Source organism: Hyphobacterium sp., assembly GCF_043584775.1.
Lineage (GTDB): Bacteria > Pseudomonadota > Alphaproteobacteria > Caulobacterales > Maricaulaceae > Hyphobacterium.
In genome coordinates, this window is record NZ_CP121327.1 from 2020140 (window position 1) to 2041810 (window position 21671).

The window sequence follows — 21671 nt, forward strand, 5'->3', positions numbered from 1 at the left end:
AATTTTTGCGTGTCCTGCTGGCGGCGTCAATCTTCTCGAGATCACCCGAACAAGTCGGGTGATGACGAGTGGGTATCCGGCTGATGACGGGTTAATTGTCATCCCATTCTGCGTCTCCCTCCGGCTTGACCGGAGGGTCTGCCTGAAGGCGAGGCCCTCCGGTCTCGCGCTTCGCGCGGCCGGAGGATGACGCGTGTTTTCAAGCCCCCTAAACCTGCGGGGCGTCTTCCCAGCGGCCGCCGGCATCGGCGTATTCCTGCGTGCCCTTCTGGATCACATCATCACCCTCGGCGATGTCGCGCGCGGGAATGTCGTCGAGATCCTTGATGCGCTCATAGATGGGCGCGAAGTCGTTATTGACGGTGTCGTTCAGCAATTGCTCGAAACTGTCGATGACGAAATAGGTCTGCTGGAAATCGTCATAGCGATACTGGGCGCGCATGATGCGCTCGATGTCGAAACCGATCCGGTTGGGTGAACGCGCCTCCAGCGAGAAGACGCTTTCCGAATAGGAAGAGACGATGCCGGCACCGTAAATCTTCAGCGCGTCATCCTGTTTGATCAGGCCGAATTCCACCGTGTACCAGTAAAGCCGGGTGATGTTTTCCAGCGTACCGTATTTCAGCGCGCGCAGACCGCCACGGCCATAGGCGGCCATGTAATCGGCGAAGGTGGACAGCCCCAGCAGCGGCGAGTGGCCGAAGACATCGTGGAATATGTCCGGCTCCTGCAGATAGTCGATCTCGTGCGGCTTGCGGATGAAGCGGCCGACCGGGAATTGCCGGTTGGCGAGGTGGGTGAAGAAGGGCTCGTCCGGGATGAGACCCGGCACGGTGACCAGCTTCCAGCCGGTCATGGCTTCCAGCTTCGGGTTGAGCTCGCGGAAATCCGGGATTATCGTGTTGTCGAGGCCGAGCGCGTCCAGACCGTCATAGAATTCCTTCACCGCGCGATTGCCCAGCATCTCGGTCTGGCGATTATAGAGCTTGCGCCACATGGCGTGCTCTTCATCGGTGTATTCGTCCCAGCACTGGTCGATCGTGTAATCGTCGCGTACCTGACCGGCTTCCACCTGGCGCTGGACAATCGGATCGGTTGTGGGGACGCGGAGCTCGACCATGACGGCCTCCAATTAGTTTCATTTGTAACTATCTTAACCCGAGACGCACGGTGCGCCAAGGCGGGACTTGCTTGAATCCCAGCCATAACCTGCTTATGCAAACGCCAGATAAACAACGCCCGGATACGATCACCATGCCGCAGATGGATATTGAAATTACGGCCTTGCGCGTGCCTGTCGCACTCGGCGTGCATGACTTCGAACGCGCGGCGCGTCAGGATGTCACGGTCGATCTGGTGATCACGCTGAAGGCTGTGCCTGCCAATGATTCCATCGGCGAGACGGCGCATTATGACGAGGTCGCCGCCGCAGTGCAGCAGACCGCCGACCTCAAACATTATGATCTGATCGAGACGCTGGCGCTGGCCATTGCCGAGCGCGTGCATGCCTTCCCGGATGTGGCGCGCGTTACCGCCATCGTTCACAAAACGCCGCGCACCGTCGCCGCAGAGCGGTTATCCGCGCGGATTTCGCTTCAAGGTTAATTCCCCTGCACAGAACATGAAATTATGGTAAGGAAGCCCCACCGCCGGAAATGAATCCTTGGCGAGTTAAGGAAGGGAAGACTTATGCGTTCACGTTTCATGTTTACCATTGCCCTGCCCGCGCTGGCCCTGATGGCCTGCTCAGCGGGTGAGGAAGCCAATTCTGACGACACAATGAGCGACGATTCCGCGACCATGGAAGAGACGATGGAATCCGCTGGCGAGACCATGGATGATGCCATGGACGATGCCGGTGAGACCATGGATGACATGGCGGATGCGGCAGGCGACACCATGGACGACATGACCGACGCAGCCGGCGATGCCATGGACGATATGAGCGACGCCGCCGGCGACATGGTGGACGACGCCGAAGCGGCCGTCGAAGACATGACGGACGGTGAAGGTGATGACGGCGACGACGGCGACGATAGCCGCTAATTGTCGTCAGATCTGTGATCAGGAATGCGCCGCCGTGATATTCACGGCGGCGTTTTGCTATCCGAAGGCCTTGTCGATCTTCGATTTCGGTTTCACGGCCGCAACAAAAGCGCTGGCGACAATCGCAATGATGATGCGGGCAATAATGGTGAAGAAGAGGAAGGTCAGCTGCTCATCGCCGAGGAAAAGCCGCACCAGATTATTGTAGCGGTTGGGCAGGCCGGTATGGGTCAGCCAGTCCTCCACTCGGTCGGCACCGTTCAGGATCCAGTTGAGCATGTCGGGCGCGTACAGACCCAGCGCCACCAGCATGGCCAGCGCCAGAATGAACGCCAGAAACAGAGTGGCACTGACAGAGCCAACACGGCCAAGAACAAACATGGTTTTCCCCTTACGCTACGCAAACCGGAGTCGATCCTAGCACACTTGCATGAACCATGCCTGTCAGAGATCGGATTCGTGCAACAGCGTATAGGTGAAGCCATTGCCGTAAATCTCTTTCGCCCGGCGCGCGAGCGTCATCAGGACATCGAAGTCGGTCGGATCGGCTATCACCGTGCAACCGGCCGACCAGCGATCCACCTGCGTTGACCGGCGCGTGGCGCTGGCGCGGTGGATGTTGATGCCGGTTGCATTGGTGAAGACCCGTCCCGCATCGCGGTCAATCGTGCCGTCCTTGTTGCGGTCGCGATATGTTTTCAGCGTATAGCCGGGCTTCTGGCAGATGGCGTCATACTTGCCCTGATGTTTGCGGATCATGTGCGAGGAGCGGTACTGGCCTTCCTTCAGGACGGCGGTGCCGTCGGGATGCGACAGGTTTTGCAGATGGGAAAGGCCGGGATCGGTTGTGCAGGCAAAGGCATAGAAGGCCCAATCGCCATGGGCGGCATCCTTGTAGGAAACGGTGAGCCAGTCATCAAAGGCGTTGGCCCGGGTTTCGGCTGATCTCACGCCGACGATGTTGAGATCAAAGCCCTTGGCATTGTCAAAAATGACATATCCCTTGGCCGTCATGGCTGCATGAAGGGCGGCGCGGTCCGGTCGGTTCATGGCATTCTCCTGTCAAAACAAAACGGTCAGCCCGGAGGCTGACCGTCTCATTATCCCCGAAGGTGAGTGTGGTGCGGATTATTCAGCCGGTGGCGTCGGAGGGGTCGGCGCGTCATGGCCGCGTCCTTCAAGGATAGAAATCGTGATCATGGAGCCATCGCCGGACCAGCCATTGGTCTGCCAGCTTTCGCCGACGGCCAATTCCTCATTCCAGGGACCGCAATTGCTGTCGGCACCGGATTCGGCCGGTGGGACGATGCAGAGCTGTCCGTCGAACGACCAGATCGCGCCGGTGCGGCCCATGCTGTCAGAATAGGCTCCGCCCGCATCAAAGTAGACATCAAAGCCCTCGCCTGCGTCATTGACGATAATGCGAACGGTATTGCCAACGGCATTGTCCATGCCATCAGCCAGTGCGGCACCCGAGGTCATCAGGCCCAGAATGGCCGCCGTCATCACAAATCTTTTCATGAATTTTTCCTGCTCACGTTTACGTCCCCCAACGCAGAGACGGGAGTTAACCATGACTTAACCCGAAAAAAAAGCCTGATTTGCGAACAATCTATGCTGCACTCGCGTAACAGGAGAGGCCGTGATGGCCATGATCGGCGCCTTATTCGCGCCCTATGCAGGGCGAAACAAAGTCCGTTCTCCTCAGCTGCCATTCAGGCGTGACCTGTCAATTTCCCGGATGTGCGCTCCCGGTTGCGGTGTCCTGAAACCGGTGGCTGACCCCACCCTCCCTCGCAGGGGTCGGCTTCTGGCCAACGGGCACCGCAGCCATTTCACCCTCCTCCTTGAAGCGGAAGAATTGGTGCGATCTGACCATGGGAGCGCACACTTTTTCTCTACTGCTCGGGTCCATCCGGACCCTCGCTCCTCGCTTTTTCCGGGCAAGCCGGAAACGCTGCGGGCGCGCGGTCGCGCTTGTGAACCCTGTCGGGTTCGGGGACTCGCTGCTCATGTGAAACGCGCTCCCCCGCCTTCGCGGGGGCAGGCAGGGCTGGGGCGTTGGCGGATTCTGTCTCTGAATCACGCCAGAGGCAGGCGCATCACGGCGCGCAGGCCGCCCAGCGGGCTTTCGGACAATTCCACTTCGCCGCCATGGCCGCGGGCCACGTCGCGGGCAATGGCCAGACCCAGCCCCACCCCTTCGCGATTCATATTGCGGGCTTCATCAAGCCGCGAGAAAGGCTTGAACGCCTCTTCGCGCTTGTCCGCAGGAATGCCGGGGCCATCATCATCGACAATGATTTCCAGACGCCGCTTCTGGCGCCGGACCGAAACCTCGCAGGTCGTGCCATAGGCGCAGGCATTGGCGATAAGATTGGCGATGCCGCGCTTGAAAACGCCGGGGCGCACATTGGCGCGGATATCGGCCTCGGCCGCCAGCGCAATGCCGGGATCGGAGCGGCGGGCCGCTTCGACGGCTTCCGTCACCAGCGCCGAGACATCGGCCTCGATGGTCTCTTCCGAGACCTGCCCGCGCGCAAAAGCCAGATATTCCTCCAGCATGTGCTCCATCTCGGACACATCGCTGATCGCGTCATCGCGCTCCTGCCCGTCCGGCATCAGGGCGAGTTGCAGCTTCAACCGGGTCAGCGGCGTGCGCAGATCATGGCTGACCCCGGCCAGCATGGAGGTGCGCTGATCGAGATGGCGCGTAATGCGCTGGCGCATATCGATGAAGGCATGAGCCGCTTCGCGCACTTCCCGCGCGCCGGCCGGCTTGAATTCGGTGTCATCCTCACCGCGACCGAATCGCTTGGCGGTATCGGCCAGCCGCCGGATGGGTTTCACCTGATTGCGGATGAAGATCACCGAGACAAGGCTGAGCAACGCCGTCGCGCCAAACAGCCAGAGCAGGAAGATATGCCCGGTCGTGGCAAAGACGCGCTCGCGCACCGCAATAAAACGGAGGACGCCTGTATCGGTCTGGACGCGAATATCGACATAGGCGGGATAACGCGTGGTGTCGAACCAGACCGGATTGTCCATGGATGCGGTCAGGGAGCGCCGCAGCGTGCGGTCCAGCGTCCGGAAAAAGGACGACCGCCGCGAGGTGGGCAATAATTCGCCTTCCCGGAAATCGACGGAAAGCTGCATGTTGCGATAGGCGGAATCTGCCATCGCTTCGAAGGCGGCCCGGTCCTCGCCGCTATTCTCGAAGAATTCGGTCATCAGGGCGACATCACCGGCCACGCCTTCCGACAGGCGCTGGGTCACCGTCTCCCAGTGCTCCTCGAAAAAGGCCCAGGCGATCAGCCCCTGCATGACCGCGACGGGCACGACGAAAATCAGTAGGGACCGGCCAAACAGGCTTTTCGGCAGATATCGTTTCAACGGTCCCAAATCAGCGCGGTCCTAATCCTCGAAAATCGCATCAGCGATCAGCTTGTATCCCTCACCGCGAATGGTCTGTAAATGAACCGGTTGGCGCGGATCGGATTCCAGCTTGCGGCGCAGCCGCGTCATTTGCACATCGACGGCCCGCTCGCCGCCGCCCGTCAGGTCGCACAAATCGTATCGAGAGACCGTCTGGCCCACGGCCCGCGCCAGCGCCTTCAACAGGGTTTCCTCGCCGCCGGTCAGGCGCACCGCCTCGCCGTTTTTCACCAGCGCCCCATTGCCGATATCGAACTGGAAGGTGCCAAAACGCACTTTCTTGTGCTCGACAGCGGACGGGCGCGACCGGCGCAATATGGCATTGATGCGCAAAACCAGCTCTTCCGGCTCGAACGGCTTGGCCAGATAATCATCGGCGCCCAGTGACAGGCCCTTGATCCGGTCTTCCGCTTCGCCGCGCGCGGTCAGCAGCAGGATGGGGGTCTCGCGGGTTTCGCGCACCAGCCTGGTCAGTTCGAACCCGTCCATGCCCGGCATCATCACATCCAGCACGATCAGGTCATAATCCATCGACCGCATTTTCCCCTGCGCCTTGACGGCATCTGCCGAGGTGGAGATGCGATAGCCGTGCTTGGTCAGGAAGCGCTTCAACAGATCGCGGATGCGATCATCGTCATCCACGACAAGAATATGGGTGTCGGAAATCTCGGTCATTCTTCGTCCTTACCGCTGGCTTGCGCGGCATATAGCCTGTCTAGCACGCAAATGCGGGATCACTTATCCCGACGAAGTCTTTCGCGGATCCATCTTGACTGACGAGCGAGCAAATGACCCAGAGGCAGAATAATCTTTCTGACGATCGGCTCTTCAATGTATCGCCTAATCAGGCTGCTGTTGTAAGTGAGGCCGGTATAAAGGCTGAGCGCGGCAGCGATCCAGACGAAGATGATCCACGCCTCATAGGCCCAGATACTGTCGCCGCGCACCAGGAAAATGAGCGCAAAGAACCAGGCGATCATCAGCATTTCGACCGCGGTCTTGACCTTGGCGGCCAGCGAGACCGGCACGGGAATGCTTTCCTTGCCGAGGCGCGACAGGCGGATCATGGTCATGATGATATCGCGCGAGAGGATGGCGGCAATCGGATAGGTGACCGACCACAGGCCGGACCAGATGCCGAACACAATCAGGAAAGCGCCGACAAACACCTTGTCGGCAATAGGGTCCAGCAAGGCCCCGAACGCGCTCACCTGCCCCAGCTTGCGGGCGAACCAGCCATCAAACCAGTCCGACAACGCGCCGCCGATAAACAGCGCCAGCGCATAGGACCACCAGCGGATCAGGCCCTCATTGGTTTCGGCATTCAGTGCCCACCATAAAAACAGCGCGCCCAGTGGACCGGCCACGAGGCGAAAGGCGGTGAGGATATTCGGAATGGTAAAAATCATTGCTGGAACCAGTCGTGAATGCGTTTGGCCATGGCCGCAGAGACGCCCTCCACGGCTTCAAGATCGCCGAGCGCGGCGCGTTCCACCGCCTTGGCGGAACCGAAATGAGCCAATAGCGCTTTTTTCCGCGACGGGCCAATGCCGGGGATGGAATCAAGCGGATTATCGCGCATCGCCTTCTGGCGTTTCGCCCGATGCCCGCCAATCGCAAAACGGTGCGCTTCATCGCGCAGGCGCTGGAGGTAATACAGTACCGGATCATTCATCGGCAGTTTGAACGGCGCTTCGCCCGGCAGATAGAAGGCTTCACGACCGGCATCGCGTTCCGGCCCCTTGGCGATGGCCGCGACCGGCACATCGGTCACGCCCAGTTCTTCCATCACGGCCAGGACGGAGGACAGCTGGCCCTTGCCGCCATCAATCAGCACCAGATCCGGCACCGGAGCGCCCTCCTCGCGTTCCCGGATCATGCGTGAAAAGCGGCGGCGCAGCATGGCCGCCATCATGGCGAAGTCATCATTGGTGGCCGCGTCGTCGCCCTTCATGTTGAACCGGCGATAATGGGTTTTGGAAAAGCCTTCCGGCCCGGCGACGATCATCGCCCCCAGCGCATTCGAGCCCTGTATGTGGGAGTTGTCATAGACCTCGATGCGGGTGGGCGGCTCGTCCAGTTTGAAGACCTTGGCAACACCCTTCAGCAATTTGGCCTGGGTGGCGCTTTCCGACAGACGCCGGCCCAAAGCTTCGCGGGCATTGGTGCGGGTGCGCTCGACCAGCTTCTTCTTCTCGCCACGCTGCGGCGTCGTCACCGTCACCTTGCGATCGGCGCGCAAGGTAAGCGCTTCGCCGATGAGTTCGGCATCCTCGACAATGTGAGACGTCATGATCAGGGCGGGCGCTGGCCGGTCATCGTAGAATTGCGCCAGGAAGGCCGCGAGAATTTCCGAGGGTTCGGACTCGGCTTCATGTTTGGGGAAGAAGGACTGGTTCCCCCAATTCTGCCCGGCGCGATAGAAAAAGACCTGCACACAGGATTTTCCGCCCTCTTGCGCCAGCGCAACGATGTCGGCTTCTTCCACGCCCTCCGGATTGATGCCCTGCTCGGTGGTGACCGCCGCAATGGCGCGGATGCGGTCGCGCAATTTGGCGGCAGCTTCAAAATCGAGCGCATCGGAGGCCTCGGCCATTTGCCCGCTCAATTCCTCGCGCAAGGCATTGGAGCGGCCGCGCAGAAAGGCTTCCGCCTCATCCACCAGCTCCTGATAGGCGTCCGGCTGAATGAGATCGACGCAGGGGCCGGCGCATCTCTTGATCTGATACAGCATGCAGGGGCGGGTGCGGCCTTCATAGACGCTGTCCGTGCAGGTGCGCAGGAGGAAAGCCTTCTGCAGCGTATTCAGCGTGGCATTGACCGCCCCGGCGCTGGCGAAAGGCCCGAAATATATGCCCTTCGCCTTGCGCGCGCCGCGATGCTTGCGGATTTGCGGCGCGGCATGATCGGTCCGGATCAATATGTAGGGGAAGGATTTGTCATCGCGCAGGATGACATTGAAGCGCGGTTTCAGCCGCTTGATGAGGTTGGCTTCGAGCAGCAGCGCTTCGGTCTCGGTTTCCGTCACCACGAATTCCATCGACCGGGTCAGCGCAATCATCAGCGCGATACGGTTATTGTGACCGCCGCCCTTCGCATAATTGCCGACGCGGTTTTTCAGGTTTTTCGCCTTGCCGACATAAAGAATGTCGCCATCTCGGCTGTACATGCGGTAGACGCCGGGTTTCGCGGGCAGCCGCTTGACGTAAGATGCAATAACCTCGGGTCCGGTCAGACCGGCAGTGCCCTCTTCAGGAGGGGCCGCCGCATCTTCCGCGACAGTTGGGGGACGAGCAGGCCGGGAGGCTTTCATGGTGCCTAAAATTGCCCTCGTAACCGGCGCTGGCAAGCGTCTGGGCGCAGCCATCGCCAAAGCGCTGGCCGAAGATGGCTATAAAGTCTGGGTGCATTTCAACCATTCCGCCGATGAGGCCGGCCAGACCGTGGCCGATATACGGGCCGCTGGCGGCGAGGCGGAAGCCGTGCAATTCGATCTGGCAGAGACGGGCTCGCTCATCCCGCTGGTGCGCGGGCTGGGCCGGATCGATGTGCTGGTGAACTCCGCCTCCGTCTTTGACTATGATTCTGCAAACGCGCTCGATCCGGCGGAGATGCAGCGCATCCTCAATATCAATCTGGTCGCGCCCTGCCTGCTGGCGTCGGTGATGGCGGAAAGGCATACGAGCCGCAATTCGGGCTGTGTAATCAATCTGCTGGATCAGAAGCTGTTCAATCTGAATCCGGACCATTTCAGCTATACGCTGGCCAAGGCCGGGCTGCACACGTCGACCGAGACCATGGCGATGCAGTTTGCCCCGAATGTACGCGTCAATGGCATCGCGCCGGGCCTGACCCTGCCCGCTCCGGATATGAGCGATCGCGAGTTTGAAGCGGCGCACCGGAATAATCCGATGCAGGGCGGCTCCACACCTGAGGATATTGTCCGCACCGTCCGCTTCCTGATTGCCAGCCCGGCGATGACGGCGGAGACGATTCTGGTGGATGGCGGCGAGCACCTGATGCGCCGTCACCGCGATGTGTCGAAGGGGGGGTAACGTTTCACCGCCGTGTAATTTCAAAATTGGATTAATGGTACCGGGCTCAATTATCGCCCTAGCTCAATTCTAGAACTGACTCGATTTTAGTTGCCAGCGCCTCACTATCAATTCTAGCCAATCGGGCAAATTCTGAAACTGCCGCGAAAACCACCTTCATGCGGACGATTGGTTTTCTTATTTGCTTTCCGTCCGACCGCCACTCAATTGGTGGTATCGAGACATTGAGAATTTCGCTGATTGTATCGATAAAAAAAAGGTCCAGAACGTCTGGCCGTCCAGCAGGACCGATATAGGAAAGCACACAGTCCGTGCTTGCCCCGCGATCAATGTCACACCCTACCGCAACGTCGAAGAGACCAATTTTTGCACGCCAAACAAATCCCGCTCTCTCCACAACTTCGCTGTCGAGGCCCCTGTCCATCCGGCGGGATAGTTCCTCGAATTTATTTCTCAATCGTCTATCGTTGACCGGCAAAAAAAGCACCTCACTAGCCTCCTCGGATACCGCGCTATCTCTAAATCACGATGCTACATTGTTCCAATGAATTGATGCGGCGTCACCGCGATGTGTCAAAGGGCGGCTAGTCCTCACCGCCTTGTGAATTGAACCGCGCCGATCCGGCAGGCAGCATTCCCGGCATGGTCGACCATCGGCCCCGGGGAGGATTCATGCGCACCATCTTCATTATCTTGCTGGGACTTCTGGCCCCTGCGGCCGCGATGGCTCAGGCGGACGGATCACAGGCGTTCGAGATAAATTGCGACGCGGCGGCGACCTATAGCGACCGCTATCGCGGCGAGGCGGTGGTGGTTGTGCATCGCGGCGCAGTGGTCTGTGAACACTATCGCAATAGCGAGCCCGATGAGGCCTGGGAGCTGGCCAGCGGCGTGAAGAGCTTTACCGCTGCGATGGCGGCAGCGGCCGTGGAAGATGGTCTGTTGACGCTGGACGAGCCGGTCGCGGACACGCTGACCGAATGGCAGGACGATGAACGCCTTTCGCAGATCACCATACGGCAGCTCCTGTCACTGGTGAGCGGCATTCACGTGGTACAGGACCGCTATGTCTCCTATGCAAATGCGGTCAATTCGCGCGCCCGAAATGAGCCCGGCACCCGCTTTGCCTATGGCCCGCGCCCGTTTGCCGTCTTCGGCGAAGTCATGCGGCGAAAGCTGGTCGCAGCGGGAAGCGATATGTCACCGGCGGACTATTTCCGCTCGCGCGTACTGATCCCGATGGATGCCGACGTCGCCTCCTGGTCGCATTTCGAAGGCGATCCGCTGCTGTCTGAAGGCGTCGAGATTACGCCCATGCACTGGGCGCGCTTTGGCTATCTGGTGTCACAGGGCGGCGAGATTGGCGGAACGCGCCTGCTGGATGCCGAGGCCACCGCCGCCATGTTCGAGCAACGCTATATGCGCATGTATGGCATGGGCTGGTGGGTGCATCATGAAGGCGTCGAGCCACGCAGCCGGTTCAGATCAGCGCGCGCAGGCATATCCGCTGCGCCGGCCAACTTCCCCACGGTCTATGCGGCGGCCGGCTCGGGCGATCAGCGGCTCTTCATCCTGCCGGATTATGATCTGGTGGTCGTGCGTATGACGCGCGGCGTGCGCATTCATCGCGAATTGCAGGGCGATGTCGGCTTTTCCGGCCAGCTTTTCCTGCGCGCCCTCCTGCCGGGTATTCCGCCCAGCTCCGAGAGCTAGCGGTTCGGATCGCTGAGCTGGCGAGAGCGGCGTTCGGCGGCATTGACCGCGCGGCGCATCAATTCCGGCAGAGCGCTATTGCCCATCATCACATCCAGCGCGGCCTGCGTGGTGCCATTGGGCGAAGTGACCTGACGGCGCAATTCCTGCGGCGAGAGGTCGGAGCGCTTCAATAACTCGCCGGCGCCGATCAGCGTATTGGTCGCCAGCTTCTCGGCCAGATCACGTGGCAGGCCTTCATTTTCGCCCGCTCCGGCCAGCGCCTCTGCGAGCAGGAAGAAATAGGCCGGGCCGGATCCCGAAACCGCGGTGACAGCATCCATCATGCGCTCGTCGGAAATCCACTCGACGGATCCTCCGACCTTCAGGAGTTTGGTGGCCTCGGCCTGACGCGCTTCGCCGGCGTCATTGGCCACAGCCACGATGATGCCCGCGCCAATGGCGGCGGGCGTGTTGGGCATGGCGCGGATAATCGGCCGGTCGCCCAGCGCTTCGGTCATGGTGCGGATGGTGACCCCCGCCATGACAGAGATAATGGCGCAATTGTCCGGCAGGACCTTGGCCAGATCGCCGGCGATCTGGTGGAAGATTTGCGGCTTCACCGCGAGCACGACCAGCGAGACGTCCTTCGCCATGCGCGGACCCAGCGCATCGACGCATTTGAGACCATGCGCCTTGATCAGCGCGGCCATCTCGTCAGTGGGATTGGGCGCACAGATCAGCAGCCGGGCGGGATCGATCCTGCCCTTGCCCCGCAGCCAGCCGGCAGCGAGGGCGCCGCCCATGCGGCCGGCTCCGATCAGCGCGATACGTCCGTCCGTGGTCACAATCAGGCCTCGCCGATGGTTTCGAACATGGCCGATTGCGCGGCTTCCTCGACCGTCTTTCCGCCCCAGACCAGAAACTGGAAGGCCGGATAGAAGCGTTCGCCGGCTTCACGCGCCGCGCTGATCAATGCGGCGGCCTGCGCCGGAGACAGGGTCTCGCCTTGCGGAATCGGGATGCCGTGACGCCAGACCACGCCGCCATCCTCTTCCCAGACATCGAAATGGCCATACCAGAGCTTTTCATTCAGGCGTGCGGCCAGCTCGCAAATCTCGCGAAAGCGCGCCTTCGGCGCTTTCAGCTCCAGGCTGGCGCAGACGTGAATGGCGTCATGATCGGGCCGCCAGGCGAACCAGATCTGATGATCGCGCCAGGCGCCGGGCGCCGACATGTGCAGCTCGCCCGCCTCGTCGCGCTCATAGGGCAATTGCTCGGCAATCACGGCCTGCTCGACGGCATCGAGCGGATCGCTCTCATACGATGTGGTCTCAGTCGCGAGTTCCATGCGCTGTGTGTCCTTTCGCGCCGGTTGCCCTGTCCCGGCCTCCGCATGCGATCCGGAACGAATCGCGCGGGCCTTGGGAACAAGCCTAGGGCCGGTTTTTCTGCCGGGGCAATAGCCCCGACGGTGAGGAGTCGTGGATTAGTTTACTTCTTGCCGCTGGCGGGCTTTTTCGCTGTGGATTTCTTCGCTGCCGGCTTTTTCGCCGGCGCTTTTTTCGCAGCCGGTTTTGTGGCCGCCTTTTCCAGAGCTTCGATGCGGACCTTCAAGGCGTCGGCCTCGTCGCGCGCGGCCTGCGCCACGGCTTTCACCGCGTCGAATTCCTCGCGGCTGACGAAATCCATGCGGGACGCCATTTTATCGGCTTGCGCCCGGAAAACGGTCTGCGCCTCTTCACCGGCTGCCTGCGCCGCCGAGAAGGCGTCGGTCATCAGTTCAGCGAAATCATTGAGCAGCGGATTACGGGTTTGCATGTCGTGGCCTTCTTTCCTTGTCTGTGCGTATATGCGATTTCAGGTCGCAGATGCAATGTGACAGGCCAGCGCAGGAGCCGAAATGCAACAGATTTGCGAGCCGACATTCGACTTTGATCCGGTCCTGTTCTCCATCCCGCTGGATTTCATCAATGAAGGCTGGGCCTTCGATATCCGCTGGTATGCGCTCGCCTATATTGCCGGCCTGCTGGTGGGCTGGCGCTATATGGTGGCCATGGCGCGTCGGCCAAAACTCTGGGTGCCGGCCAGCGGCAAACCCAAGGGCTCGCCGTTTGACGAGGAAGATGTCGACGATCTTCTCCTGTGGGCAACCATCGGTGTCATCGGCGGCGGCCGGCTGGGCTATGTCCTCTTCTATCAGATCGATGCTTTCTGGGAGCGCCCTCTATGGGTGATTACCGGCATTACCGAAGGCGGCATGTCTTTCCATGGTGGTCTGATCGGTGTGGCTCTGGCGCTGTGGCTGACGGCGCGGGCGCGCAAGCTGGACCTCTGGCGGATAGCCGATGCGGCGGCCGTCGTCGCGCCCATCGGGCTGTTCTTCGGCCGGATGGCGAATTTCATCAATGGCGAACTCTGGGGCCGCGTTACCGACGTGCCCTGGGCGATGCGCTTTGCCAATGACCGTCTGTGCGCCCTGCGCCATCCCAGCCAGCTTTATGAAGCGGCGCTGGAAGGCCTTCTGATTTTCGCCGTCGTCAATGTCCTGACCTGGAAATACAAATCACTGTCGCGCCCCGGCCTCAATACCGGTGCCTTCCTGTTGATCTATGGCCTGTCGCGCGCCGTGCTGGAAACCGTCCGGGAGCCGGATTCGCATATGCCCGAAGCCCTCCAAGGCATCGTCACGATGGGCATGCTGCTTTCCATCCCGATGATCTTTGCAGGCGGCTGGCTGATCCATCGCGCCCTGAAGGCCGACCCGGCCCCGGCCCCGACCAAAGCCGTCGCACCCAAATGATGGACGGGATTGCCGGGCGTCTTGCCGAACGGATCCGCCATGGCGGACCGGTCTCGGTCGCGGCCTTCATGACCGAAGCCATGTTCGATCCGCGAGAGGGCTATTACGCGACAAGAAACCCGATCGGGGCCGGTGAGGATTTCATCACCGCCCCGTCTGTCAGCCAGATGTTCGGCGAACTGATGGGTCTATGGTGTGCGCAGGTCTGGGTGGATATGGGCCAGCCCGCCCCCTTCCAGCTGGTCGAGCTTGGCCCCGGCACCGGTCAGATGATGAGCGATATCGTGCGCGCCGGACGCGCCGTGCCGGGCTTTCTGGACGCCGCAAACATCCATCTGATCGAAGCCAGCGCGGCCCTGAAAATGGTGCAGGGCCGCACGCTGACGCCGATGGGCGTGGAGATTGGCTGGCTCAACCGGATCGAGGATATCCCGCCCGGCCCGGCCATCATTCTCGGCAATGAATTTCTTGACTGCCTGCCCGTGCGCCAGGCGGTGAAGCAGAATGGCCAGTGGCATGAGCGCCTGATCGGACTGCATGAGGCCGAAGATGCCTTCCGCTTTGTCGTCGGCCCTATTCTGGGGGCCGAAACCGATCTCGTGCCGGAGCGCCTGCGCGACGCGCCCGACGGTACGCTGGTCGAATTGCGGCCCGGCGATCAGCAGGTGGTCGACGTCCTGGCGCAACGCTTTGCGGAACATCCCGGCCATGCCCTGTTCGTGGACTATGGCCCCGTCACAAGCGAGCCCGGAGACACGTTTCAGGCTATTCGCCGGCATCAGAAATGCGATCCGCTGGACGCGCCCGGCACGGCGGACCTGACGGCGCGGGTAGATTTCGAACAATTGGGCGTTTTCGCAAAAGCCGCCGGGCTGGACGTGGCTGGCCCTGCTACACAAGCCGACTGGCTGAATGCGTTGGGCTTGGAAGTGCGCGCCGCCGCACTGATCCGTCAGACGCCTGACCAGAAGTCGCGAATCGCCCGGCAGGTGATCCGTCTGTCGGACCCCGAAGAGATGGGCGCGCTCTTCAAGGTGATGAGCTTATCCACACCGGGATTGCCGAAACCACCGGGTTTTGCCGACCACGGATGAATTAACGGTTCAATACAGCGGCCAGCTCTGCTATCGGACCTCTGCGCGGCAACATAAAGGCGGACCGATGGCTGGACGGACCCCTCTGAAACTTGTTTCAGGCACTTCAAACAAGGTTCTGGCGAAAGCCATTGGCGATCATATCGACGCCCCTCTCACCGAATGCGAGATTGAACGCTTCGCGGATGGCGAGATTTTCGTCCGCATTGGCGAGAATATTCGCGGCGAAGACATTTTCCTGATCCAGTCGACGTCGAAACCGGCCAATGACCATCTGATGGAGCTGTTGATCTGCATGGACGCGCTGGCGCGCGCCAGCGCCAACCGGATCACCGCCGTCATCCCGTATTTCGGCTATGCCCGGCAGGACCGCAAAACCGGCGGCCGCACCCCGATCACCGCCAAGCTGGTGGCCAATCTGGTCGCGGAAGCCGGCGCGCACCGGGTTCTGACGCTGGACCTCCATGCTGGCCAGATCCAGGGCTTCTTCGATATTCCGACCGACAATCTGTTTGTCACACCGGTCTTTGAAGATGATCTTCTGCGCAATTACGACACGTCGGAATTGATGATTGTTTCGCCCGATGTTGGCGGTGTGGTCCGGGCGCGGTCGCTGGCCAGCCGGCTGGGCGCGGACATTGCCATTGTCGACAAGCGCCGCCCGAAACCGGGTCAGTCGGAAGTCATGAATATCATCGGCGATGTCGAAGGCCGGCGCTGCATCATCTTTGACGATATCGTCGATTCCGGGGGCACGCTGTGCAATGCCGCCGCCAAGCTGAAAGAGCATGGCGCGATCAGCGTGGCCGCCTATGTCACGCATGGCGTATTGTCCGGCAAAGCCGTCGAGCGCATTGCGAAATCCGAACTGTCCGAGCTCGTGATGACCGATTCCATCGCGGTGGATGAGACCGTGATCAAGGCGCCGAATATCCGCATGATCTCCATCGCGCCGCTGCTGGGTGAAGCCATAAGGCGGATCGCGAATGAAGAGTCGGTCTCCAAACTGTTTGATTAGCCGCATTGATGGCTGTGAATCCCGCTTGAGAGCGGTTGCGCCGGTCAATCTGATCGGCTATACGCCGCGGCTCGAATTCAACTGGCTTGGGGCTCGGCCCCGATAGGCCGCTTCTGATGCGGCCTTTCTCTTTTTAAGGATCAGACCGATGAGTGACATCGTTCTCCCCGTCGACGTTCGCGAAAACACCGGAACCGGTGCCGCTCGCGCTGTTCGCCGCGAAGGCAAGGTTCCCGGCACGCTGTATGGCGGCAAGGGCGGCCCGGTCGCGATTGCTGTGCGGGACAATGTGCTGCGCAAGGCGATCAATACCGGCAAATTCCTGTCGCACATGGTGACGCTGGAGCATGACGGCAAAAAGCAGTCCGTGATCCCGAAGGACGTCCAGTTCGATCCGGTCACCGACGTGCCGCTGCACATCGACCTGTTCCGCGTTGACGCCGACTCCATCATCGACGTGGAAGTCTCCGTGGTCTTCCTCGGCGAAGAGAAGTCTCCGGGTCTGAAACGCGGTGGTGCGCTGAACGTGGTCCGCCACACCGTCGAGCTGTCCTGCCCGGCCGGCTCCATTCCGGAATCGATCGAGATCGACATTTCCGCCATGGAAATCGGCGATTCGGTTCACATCTCCGACGTGACCCTGCCCGAAGGCATTACGCCGACCATCGCAGACCGTGACTTCACCATCGCCACCCTGGCCGGCGCCCGCGTCGCTCTGGAAGACGAGGAAGAAGCCGCTGATGCCGACGAGGATGCAGACGGCGAAGAAGGCACGGAAGCCGAAGCCGATGGTGAAGAAGAGGGCGAAGGCTCCGAGGACTAGGGGCTTTGCCTCCCCGCTATTCGGGGGCTGACCATGTTGCTGATCGTCGGTCTGGGTAATCCGGACTCGAAATATCGCTATAACCGCCACAATATCGGCTTTCTCACACTGGATGAGATCGCCGATTATTGGCGTTTGAGCCCCTGGAAAGCGCGCTTTAAGGGGGCGGTCAGCGAGGGCGCAATCGAGACGCCTTCCGGACCGCAGAAAGTCCTGCTTCTGAAACCCGGCACCTATTACAATGAGAGCGGCCGGGCGGTCGGTGAAGCGGCGCGCTATTACAATATCCCCGCCGACAGGATTGTCGTCTTCCATGACGAGCTGGATCTGGCGCCGGGCAAGTTCCGCCTCAAGACGGGCGGCGGCCATGCCGGCAATAACGGGCTGCGTTCGATCAAGGCCCATATTGACGGCGATTTCCGGCGCGGCCGGATCGGTATCGGCCATCCGGGCGACAAGAACCGCGTCACCGGCTATGTCCTGTCCGACATCCCCAAGGCGGAACAGGCCTGGGTCAGCGACCTGATTGACGCTATTTCGCGCTCCATGCCGCTATTGACCTCCGAAGACTATGACGCCTTCCAGACGAAGGTGACCCATCTGGCGCCCGCGCCGGGGAGTTCCGACAGCTGATCGGATTAGGCGGCTGCGTCTGACAGTGCCAGCGTTCAGTGTCGACGCAGACGCCACACCCGCTTATTTGTCCACGCCCAGCCCTCCCATTTGATTGCGTTTGTTCGTTGAAAACAGCCCGACAATTCTCTTGATCATTGTGCTAATACGCTAAAACAATTGTCTATTAGGCGAGTTGTGTGCAGCGGGTTTCAAATGACAACGATCCCGCTACCGCCTTTTTCATCGCGATGGTGCACCGTTACAACGCACTGTTCTTCCTGAATGTCCGGGTCGGGCAGAATGCGAAGCCTAATTCCGGACTCCAGCAAAATCACCAAACGATTGCCCGGCTCGACGCTGAAGGACTTTATAGTTGTGCCAAACAGTCCACCCAATGGAAGTTCGCTAGTAAATGGACATTCGATGACTTTTCTGCGGCCATCCGTTTCCAACTCAGCCAGGCAGCTCAACTGGATCGAAATCCAATCGAAATTCAGCGTCAATTGCCATTGACCCCAGCCGATAAAGCCCATGGCTCCGCTTTCAGCCGCATTCAAATACGCCAAGTCTGAATCGGTTATTTGCCGCATTCCTCAAACCCCCTATAAGCGCGGCGAATAAGACACGAGGATATCATGGGTTTCAAATGCGGAATTGTCGGCCTGCCGAATGTCGGTAAATCGACGCTCTTCAATGCGCTGACGCAGACGGCGGCGGCGCAGGCGGCGAATTATCCCTTCTGCACGATCGAGCCCAATGTCGGCGATGTCGCCATGCCAGAACCGCGTCTGGATGTGCTGGCGAAAATTGCCGGATCGAAAGAGATCATTCCGACGCGGATGAATTTCGTCGACATCGCCGGGCTGGTGCGGGGTGCCTCCAAGGGCGAAGGTCTGGGCAATCAATTCCTCGCCAATATCCGCGAGACCGACGCCATCGCCTATGTGCTGCGCGCCTTCGAGGATGATGACGTCACCCATGTCGAGGACCGTGTCGATCCCATTGCGGATCTGGAAACGGTTGAGACCGAGCTGATGCTTGCCGATATGGAAAGCTTGGAAAAGCGCCGCGCCGGCCTCGAAAAGCGCGCCAAGACCGGTGACAAGGACGCGAAGGAAACCCTGGTGCTGATCGATCTGGCGCTGGCCGAACTGACCGAAGGCCGCCCGGCCCGCAAGGCCGATGTGCCGGCGGATCAGCGCAAGGCCTGGCGGATGCTGCAGCTCCTGACCTCCAAGCCCATCCTCTATATCGCCAATGTCGATGAAGACAGCGCCGGAACCGGCAATGCGCATTCAAAGCGCGTGGTCGATTATGCCGCGGAACAAGGCTCTGACGCTGTGGTGATCTCCGCCAAGATTGAAAGCGAGCTCGCTCTGCTGGAAGCGGATGAGCGGCAGGAATATCTCGACGCCATTGGTCTGGAAGAGGCCGGCCTCGATCGCCTGATCCATGCCGGATACAATCTGCTGGAGCTCCAGACCTATTTCACCGTCGGCCCGAAAGAGGCCCGCGCCTGGACGTTCAAACATGGCTGGACCGCACCGCGTTGTGCCGGTGTCATCCATGGCGATTTCGAGAAGGGCTTCATCAAGGCGGAAACCATCGCCTATGACGACTATGTTGCCCATAATGGAGAAGCCGGTGCCCGCGAAGCCGGGAAACTGCGTCAGGAAGGCAAGGATTATCTCGTCAAGGACGGCGATGTCCTTCACTTCAAATTCAATGTGTAGCTGACGGCACGGGCGCTCGTATCGAAAGCGCCTTCCATCTCGCCGCATTAATCCATCTTTCGTTGTATGCGCCCTCTTCTTGCCATTCCGGCAATAGTGCCGCACCTAGGATGCGGGACGAGGGTGTAGATGCAAGATTCTGAATTTGCAGGCGAACGGCATTTGATGTCGTTCTGGCAGCTGGTGACACTACTGGTTTTTTCAACCGGGATCGTGGCCTTGTCCATCGATATGATGTTGCCCGCCCTGCCCGCCATTGGCGCTGATCTGGGGCTGGTCAACGAGAATAACCGGCAATGGGTCATTACCGCCTTTCTGGTCGGATTCGGTGTGGCGCAGCTGATCTATGGGCCGCTCTCCGACAGCTGGGGGCGCAAGCCGGTCCTGCTCGGCGCGCTGGCGCTCTATATCATCGCCACCGTCTTTTGCCTGATCGCCTGGAATTTCGAGATGCTGCTGCTCGGCCGTCTCCTGCAGGGCATGAGCATTGCCGCGGCGCGCGTGATCGGAACGGCGATTGCCCGCGACCTCACTTCCGGGCGGCGCATGGCGCAGGTCGTCTCGATGGCGATGATGGTGTTCATGGCGGTGCCGGTAATTGCGCCGAGCCTGGGCCAGGCCATCCTGTTTGTCGCGCCCTGGCGCTGGATCTTTGTTTTCCTGCTGGTGACGGCCTCCGGTCTCGCCATCTGGCTGAGCATCCGCCTGCCCGAGACCCTGCACGAAGAATACCGGCGCAAGCTGGATTTCATGGATTCGATCCGCGCCTATCGCGAGAGCCTGCGGCATCGGGCGATGGTCGGCTATACGCTGTCCGGCGCGTTCTTCTTTGGCGGTCTCTATGGCCTGCTCAATTCTTCCGAACAGATCATGGCCGAGCATTTCGGTCTTGGCTCGGTGTGGACGCTGGCCTTTGCGGGCATGGCCGCCTGCATGGCGATCACGAATTTCGTCAACTCACGCCTGGTGATGCGGCTGGGGCAACGCCGCCTGTCGCAAGGGGCACTGATCGGTTTTACGGTCATCAGCCTCGCACATGTGGCGCTGATCGTGTTTGCGTCCGAAAACCTGTTGATCTTCATGACGCTGCTGACGCTGGCGATGATGCTGATGGGGCTGATCGCCGCCAATTTCAACGCGCTCGCGATGGAGCCGGTCGGGCATGTGGCGGGCACGGCCTCGGCGGCCTATGGCTTCGGGACGGGCGTGATCGGCGCTATTATCGGAGCCATTATCGGCCAGCTCTATAATGACTCCACCCTGCCCCTGATTGCCGGCCAGACCTTCACCGGGTTCGCCGCCTTTGCCATTGTGTATGTCACAGAGCGCGGCGAATTATTCGGCGACGGCACAGACGATTAGGGGAATCGCGCATGACGTTCGAAACCATTTTGCTGGATATTGACGGGCCGGTCGCGACGATCACGCTCAATCGCCCCAAGGCCATGAATGCCTATACGCATGACATGATGCGCGAAGTGATCACGGCGCTCGATCACACCGACGCGAATGATGATGTGCGCGCGGTGATCTTTACCGGATCCGGCCGCGCTTTTTGCGCGGGGGCGGATCTGTCGCTGGGGGCGGAGACGTTCAATGCGGTCTCGCAGGCCAAAGCCGATGGCGAACTGGACGATAGTGACCCGCGCTGGCGCGATACGGGCGGGTTGATGAATTTGCGGATTTTCAACTCGATCAAGCCGGTCATCGCCGCCATCAATGGCCCGGCCGTCGGCATTGGCGCGACGATGATCCTGCCCATGGATGTGCGATTTGCCGTGCCGGGCGCGAAAATGGCCTATCCATTCTCAAAGCGCGGCATTGCCTGGGACGGGGCGGCGAGCTGGTTTCTGCCGCGCGTGGTCGGCATTTCGACGGCGATGGACTGGGCGATGTCGGGCCGCACCTTCCTGACCGACGAAGCGCATCAGGCCGGCTTGCTGAAAAGCCTGCACGCACCGGACGACTTGCTGCCCGTCGCGGTCGAATATGCGCGCACACTGGCCGAAACGACGGCGCCGGTCTCGGTTGCGATGATGCGGCAGATGGCCTGGCGCATGCTGGGCCCGCACACGCCGATGGATGCGCACCGGATCGAGTCGAAAGCCATCCTGCATGCCGGGATTGGCCCGGATGCCGCCGAAGGCGTGATGAGTTTCCTTGAAAAACGTCCGCCGGACTTTCCGCTCAAGCCCTCCGCCGACATGCCGTCCTGGTATCCCTTCTGGGAGGAGGAAGAGTATTAGGGTTTCAACTTCCGTCATTCCGGGGCGTGCCGAAGGCGCGAACCCGGAACCCATTCTGAAACCTGCATCTCCCGGCATGGGTCCCGGATCAGGCGATGCCTGTCCGGGATG

25 protein-coding genes are annotated in these 21671 nt (G+C 60.6%); 12 read left to right on the plus strand and 13 right to left on the minus strand.

The window, feature by feature from the left end; genetic code table 11:
- Positions 1–208: 208 nt before the first annotated feature.
- Positions 209–1120, minus strand: coding sequence for a phenylalanine 4-monooxygenase (gene phhA / locus P0D52_RS10080; RefSeq protein ID WP_394692527.1), 912 nt, complete (start codon positions 1118–1120; stop codon positions 209–211).
- Positions 1121–1215: 95 nt separating this feature from the next.
- Here phhA and P0D52_RS10085 point away from each other — a divergent pair, with 95 nt between their 5' ends.
- Together P0D52_RS10085 and P0D52_RS10090 are read left to right on the plus strand one after the other, a co-directional pair.
- Positions 1216–1605, plus strand: a complete 390-nt coding sequence (locus P0D52_RS10085; RefSeq protein WP_394692528.1) for a dihydroneopterin aldolase — start codon at positions 1216–1218, stop codon at positions 1603–1605.
- Positions 1606–1689: 84 nt separating this feature from the next.
- Positions 1690–2046, plus strand: coding sequence for a hypothetical protein (locus tag P0D52_RS10090; RefSeq protein WP_394692529.1), 357 nt, complete (start codon positions 1690–1692; stop codon positions 2044–2046).
- Positions 2047–2103: 57 nt separating this feature from the next.
- On the opposite strand, the gene P0D52_RS10095 is transcribed toward P0D52_RS10090, so the two are convergent.
- From P0D52_RS10095 to uvrC, 7 genes are all read right to left on the minus strand, one after another.
- Positions 2104–2427, minus strand: coding sequence for a hypothetical protein (locus P0D52_RS10095; RefSeq protein ID WP_394692530.1), 324 nt, complete (start codon positions 2425–2427; stop codon positions 2104–2106).
- A 63-nt stretch (positions 2428–2490) separates the two neighbouring features.
- On the minus strand, positions 2491–3096 hold the full coding sequence (locus P0D52_RS10100) for a hypothetical protein (RefSeq protein WP_394692531.1): 606 nt from the start codon (positions 3094–3096) through the stop codon (positions 2491–2493).
- Positions 3097–3174: 78 nt separating this feature from the next.
- Positions 3175–3567 (minus strand): hypothetical protein, encoded by a 393-nt coding sequence (locus P0D52_RS10105; RefSeq protein ID WP_394692532.1) that lies wholly within the window; start codon positions 3565–3567, stop codon positions 3175–3177.
- A 561-nt stretch (positions 3568–4128) separates the two neighbouring features.
- Positions 4129–5439 (minus strand): ATP-binding protein, encoded by a 1311-nt coding sequence (locus P0D52_RS10110; RefSeq protein ID WP_394692533.1) that lies wholly within the window; start codon positions 5437–5439, stop codon positions 4129–4131.
- A gap of 21 nt (positions 5440–5460) precedes the next feature.
- Positions 5461–6156 carry a response regulator gene (locus P0D52_RS10115; RefSeq protein WP_394692534.1) on the minus strand — a complete coding sequence of 232 codons (696 nt, stop codon included), beginning with the start codon at positions 6154–6156 and terminating at the stop codon, positions 5461–5463.
- A 59-nt stretch (positions 6157–6215) separates the two neighbouring features.
- Positions 6216–6890 carry a CDP-diacylglycerol--glycerol-3-phosphate 3-phosphatidyltransferase gene (pgsA, locus tag P0D52_RS10120; RefSeq protein WP_394692535.1) on the minus strand — a complete coding sequence of 225 codons (675 nt, stop codon included), beginning with the start codon at positions 6888–6890 and terminating at the stop codon, positions 6216–6218.
- A complete protein-coding gene (uvrC, locus tag P0D52_RS10125) occupies positions 6887–8794 on the minus strand; it encodes an excinuclease ABC subunit UvrC (protein ID WP_394692536.1) in 1908 nt (635 codons plus the stop codon). The genes pgsA and uvrC overlap by 4 nt, the downstream gene beginning before the upstream one ends.
- Here uvrC and P0D52_RS10130 point away from each other — a divergent pair.
- Complete coding sequence (locus tag P0D52_RS10130) at positions 8793–9536, plus strand: SDR family NAD(P)-dependent oxidoreductase (protein ID WP_394692537.1); 744 nt, start codon at positions 8793–8795, stop codon at positions 9534–9536. The two genes, uvrC and P0D52_RS10130, sit on opposite strands and share 2 nt — an antisense overlap.
- Positions 9537–9594: 58 nt before the next feature.
- Here the strand turns inward: P0D52_RS10130 and P0D52_RS10135 are convergent, their stop codons facing one another.
- Positions 9595–10023 carry a hypothetical protein gene (locus P0D52_RS10135; RefSeq protein ID WP_394692538.1) on the minus strand — a complete coding sequence of 143 codons (429 nt, stop codon included), beginning with the start codon at positions 10021–10023 and terminating at the stop codon, positions 9595–9597.
- A 185-nt stretch (positions 10024–10208) separates the two neighbouring features.
- On the opposite strand from P0D52_RS10135, the gene P0D52_RS10140 reads away from it, so the two are divergent.
- Positions 10209–11249 carry a serine hydrolase domain-containing protein gene (locus P0D52_RS10140; protein ID WP_394692539.1) on the plus strand — a complete coding sequence of 347 codons (1041 nt, stop codon included), beginning with the start codon at positions 10209–10211 and terminating at the stop codon, positions 11247–11249.
- On the opposite strand, the gene proC is transcribed toward P0D52_RS10140, so the two are convergent.
- The 3 genes from proC to P0D52_RS10155 all read right to left on the minus strand — a co-directional run bounded on the left by proC (position 11246) and on the right by P0D52_RS10155 (position 13049).
- Entirely contained in the window at positions 11246–12076 is an 831-nt protein-coding gene (gene proC / locus P0D52_RS10145) for a pyrroline-5-carboxylate reductase (protein ID WP_394692540.1), read from the minus strand. The two genes, P0D52_RS10140 and proC, sit on opposite strands and share 4 nt — an antisense overlap.
- Positions 12077–12078: 2 nt before the next feature.
- The gene (locus tag P0D52_RS10150) at positions 12079–12579 is read right to left on the minus strand and encodes a YbjN domain-containing protein (RefSeq protein WP_187166818.1); all 501 of its coding nucleotides are present in this window, start codon (positions 12577–12579) and stop codon (positions 12079–12081) included.
- 143 nt (positions 12580–12722) lie between these two features.
- Positions 12723–13049, minus strand: a complete 327-nt coding sequence (locus tag P0D52_RS10155; protein ID WP_394692541.1) for an accessory factor UbiK family protein — start codon at positions 13047–13049, stop codon at positions 12723–12725.
- An 82-nt stretch (positions 13050–13131) separates the two neighbouring features.
- Between P0D52_RS10155 and lgt the strand changes: the two genes are divergently transcribed.
- From lgt to pth, 5 genes are all read left to right on the plus strand, one after another.
- Complete coding sequence (gene lgt / locus P0D52_RS10160) at positions 13132–14031, plus strand: prolipoprotein diacylglyceryl transferase (protein WP_394692542.1); 900 nt, start codon at positions 13132–13134, stop codon at positions 14029–14031.
- Positions 14028–15125, plus strand: a complete 1098-nt coding sequence (locus P0D52_RS10165; RefSeq protein WP_394692543.1) for a class I SAM-dependent methyltransferase — start codon at positions 14028–14030, stop codon at positions 15123–15125. The genes lgt and P0D52_RS10165 overlap by 4 nt, the downstream gene beginning before the upstream one ends.
- Positions 15126–15210: 85 nt before the next feature.
- The gene (locus tag P0D52_RS10170) at positions 15211–16143 is read left to right on the plus strand and encodes a ribose-phosphate pyrophosphokinase (protein ID WP_394694786.1); all 933 of its coding nucleotides are present in this window, start codon (positions 15211–15213) and stop codon (positions 16141–16143) included.
- Positions 16144–16291: 148 nt separating this feature from the next.
- On the plus strand, positions 16292–16966 hold the full coding sequence (locus P0D52_RS10175) for a 50S ribosomal protein L25/general stress protein Ctc (RefSeq protein ID WP_394692544.1): 675 nt from the start codon (positions 16292–16294) through the stop codon (positions 16964–16966).
- A gap of 33 nt (positions 16967–16999) precedes the next feature.
- Positions 17000–17599, plus strand: a complete 600-nt coding sequence (pth, locus tag P0D52_RS10180) for an aminoacyl-tRNA hydrolase (protein ID WP_394692545.1) — start codon at positions 17000–17002, stop codon at positions 17597–17599.
- Between the two features lie 191 nt (positions 17600–17790).
- On the opposite strand, the gene P0D52_RS10185 is transcribed toward pth, so the two are convergent.
- The gene (locus tag P0D52_RS10185; RefSeq protein ID WP_394692546.1) at positions 17791–18171 is read right to left on the minus strand and encodes a hypothetical protein; all 381 of its coding nucleotides are present in this window, start codon (positions 18169–18171) and stop codon (positions 17791–17793) included.
- A gap of 45 nt (positions 18172–18216) precedes the next feature.
- On the opposite strand from P0D52_RS10185, the gene ychF reads away from it, so the two are divergent.
- The 3 genes from ychF (at position 18217) to P0D52_RS10200 (ending at position 21560) form a co-directional block, all read left to right on the plus strand.
- The gene (gene ychF / locus P0D52_RS10190; protein ID WP_394692547.1) at positions 18217–19314 is read left to right on the plus strand and encodes a redox-regulated ATPase YchF; all 1098 of its coding nucleotides are present in this window, start codon (positions 18217–18219) and stop codon (positions 19312–19314) included.
- 129 nt (positions 19315–19443) lie between these two features.
- Positions 19444–20676, plus strand: coding sequence for a multidrug effflux MFS transporter (locus P0D52_RS10195; protein WP_394692548.1), 1233 nt, complete (start codon positions 19444–19446; stop codon positions 20674–20676).
- An 11-nt stretch (positions 20677–20687) separates the two neighbouring features.
- Positions 20688–21560, plus strand: a complete 873-nt coding sequence (locus tag P0D52_RS10200; RefSeq protein WP_394692549.1) for a crotonase/enoyl-CoA hydratase family protein — start codon at positions 20688–20690, stop codon at positions 21558–21560.
- Positions 21561–21671: the final 111 nt, after the last annotated feature.

Coding starts and splice junctions, on each gene's coding strand:
- pth (WP_394692545.1), top strand. CDS start 17,000: ATGTTGCTGATCGTCGGTCTGGGTAATCCGGACTCGAAATATCGCTAT.
- lgt (WP_394692542.1), top strand. CDS start 13,132: ATGCAACAGATTTGCGAGCCGACATTCGACTTTGATCCGGTCCTGTTC.
- P0D52_RS10130 (WP_394692537.1), top strand. CDS start 8,793: ATGGTGCCTAAAATTGCCCTCGTAACCGGCGCTGGCAAGCGTCTGGGC.
- P0D52_RS10085 (WP_394692528.1), top strand. CDS start 1,216: ATGCAAACGCCAGATAAACAACGCCCGGATACGATCACCATGCCGCAG.
- P0D52_RS10175 (WP_394692544.1), top strand. CDS start 16,292: ATGAGTGACATCGTTCTCCCCGTCGACGTTCGCGAAAACACCGGAACC.
- uvrC (WP_394692536.1), bottom strand. CDS start 8,794: ATGAAAGCCTCCCGGCCTGCTCGTCCCCCAACTGTCGCGGAAGATGCG.
- P0D52_RS10140 (WP_394692539.1), top strand. CDS start 10,209: ATGCGCACCATCTTCATTATCTTGCTGGGACTTCTGGCCCCTGCGGCC.
- ychF (WP_394692547.1), top strand. CDS start 18,217: ATGGGTTTCAAATGCGGAATTGTCGGCCTGCCGAATGTCGGTAAATCG.
- P0D52_RS10150 (WP_187166818.1), bottom strand. CDS start 12,579: ATGGAACTCGCGACTGAGACCACATCGTATGAGAGCGATCCGCTCGAT.
- P0D52_RS10200 (WP_394692549.1), top strand. CDS start 20,688: ATGACGTTCGAAACCATTTTGCTGGATATTGACGGGCCGGTCGCGACG.
- P0D52_RS10165 (WP_394692543.1), top strand. CDS start 14,028: ATGATGGACGGGATTGCCGGGCGTCTTGCCGAACGGATCCGCCATGGC.
- phhA (WP_394692527.1), bottom strand. CDS start 1,120: ATGGTCGAGCTCCGCGTCCCCACAACCGATCCGATTGTCCAGCGCCAG.
- P0D52_RS10155 (WP_394692541.1), bottom strand. CDS start 13,049: ATGCAAACCCGTAATCCGCTGCTCAATGATTTCGCTGAACTGATGACC.
- P0D52_RS10095 (WP_394692530.1), bottom strand. CDS start 2,427: ATGTTTGTTCTTGGCCGTGTTGGCTCTGTCAGTGCCACTCTGTTTCTG.
- P0D52_RS10185 (WP_394692546.1), bottom strand. CDS start 18,171: ATGCGGCAAATAACCGATTCAGACTTGGCGTATTTGAATGCGGCTGAA.
- P0D52_RS10090 (WP_394692529.1), top strand. CDS start 1,690: ATGCGTTCACGTTTCATGTTTACCATTGCCCTGCCCGCGCTGGCCCTG.
- P0D52_RS10100 (WP_394692531.1), bottom strand. CDS start 3,096: ATGAACCGACCGGACCGCGCCGCCCTTCATGCAGCCATGACGGCCAAG.
- P0D52_RS10115 (WP_394692534.1), bottom strand. CDS start 6,156: ATGACCGAGATTTCCGACACCCATATTCTTGTCGTGGATGACGATGAT.
- P0D52_RS10195 (WP_394692548.1), top strand. CDS start 19,444: ATGCAAGATTCTGAATTTGCAGGCGAACGGCATTTGATGTCGTTCTGG.
- P0D52_RS10105 (WP_394692532.1), bottom strand. CDS start 3,567: ATGAAAAGATTTGTGATGACGGCGGCCATTCTGGGCCTGATGACCTCG.
- pgsA (WP_394692535.1), bottom strand. CDS start 6,890: ATGATTTTTACCATTCCGAATATCCTCACCGCCTTTCGCCTCGTGGCC.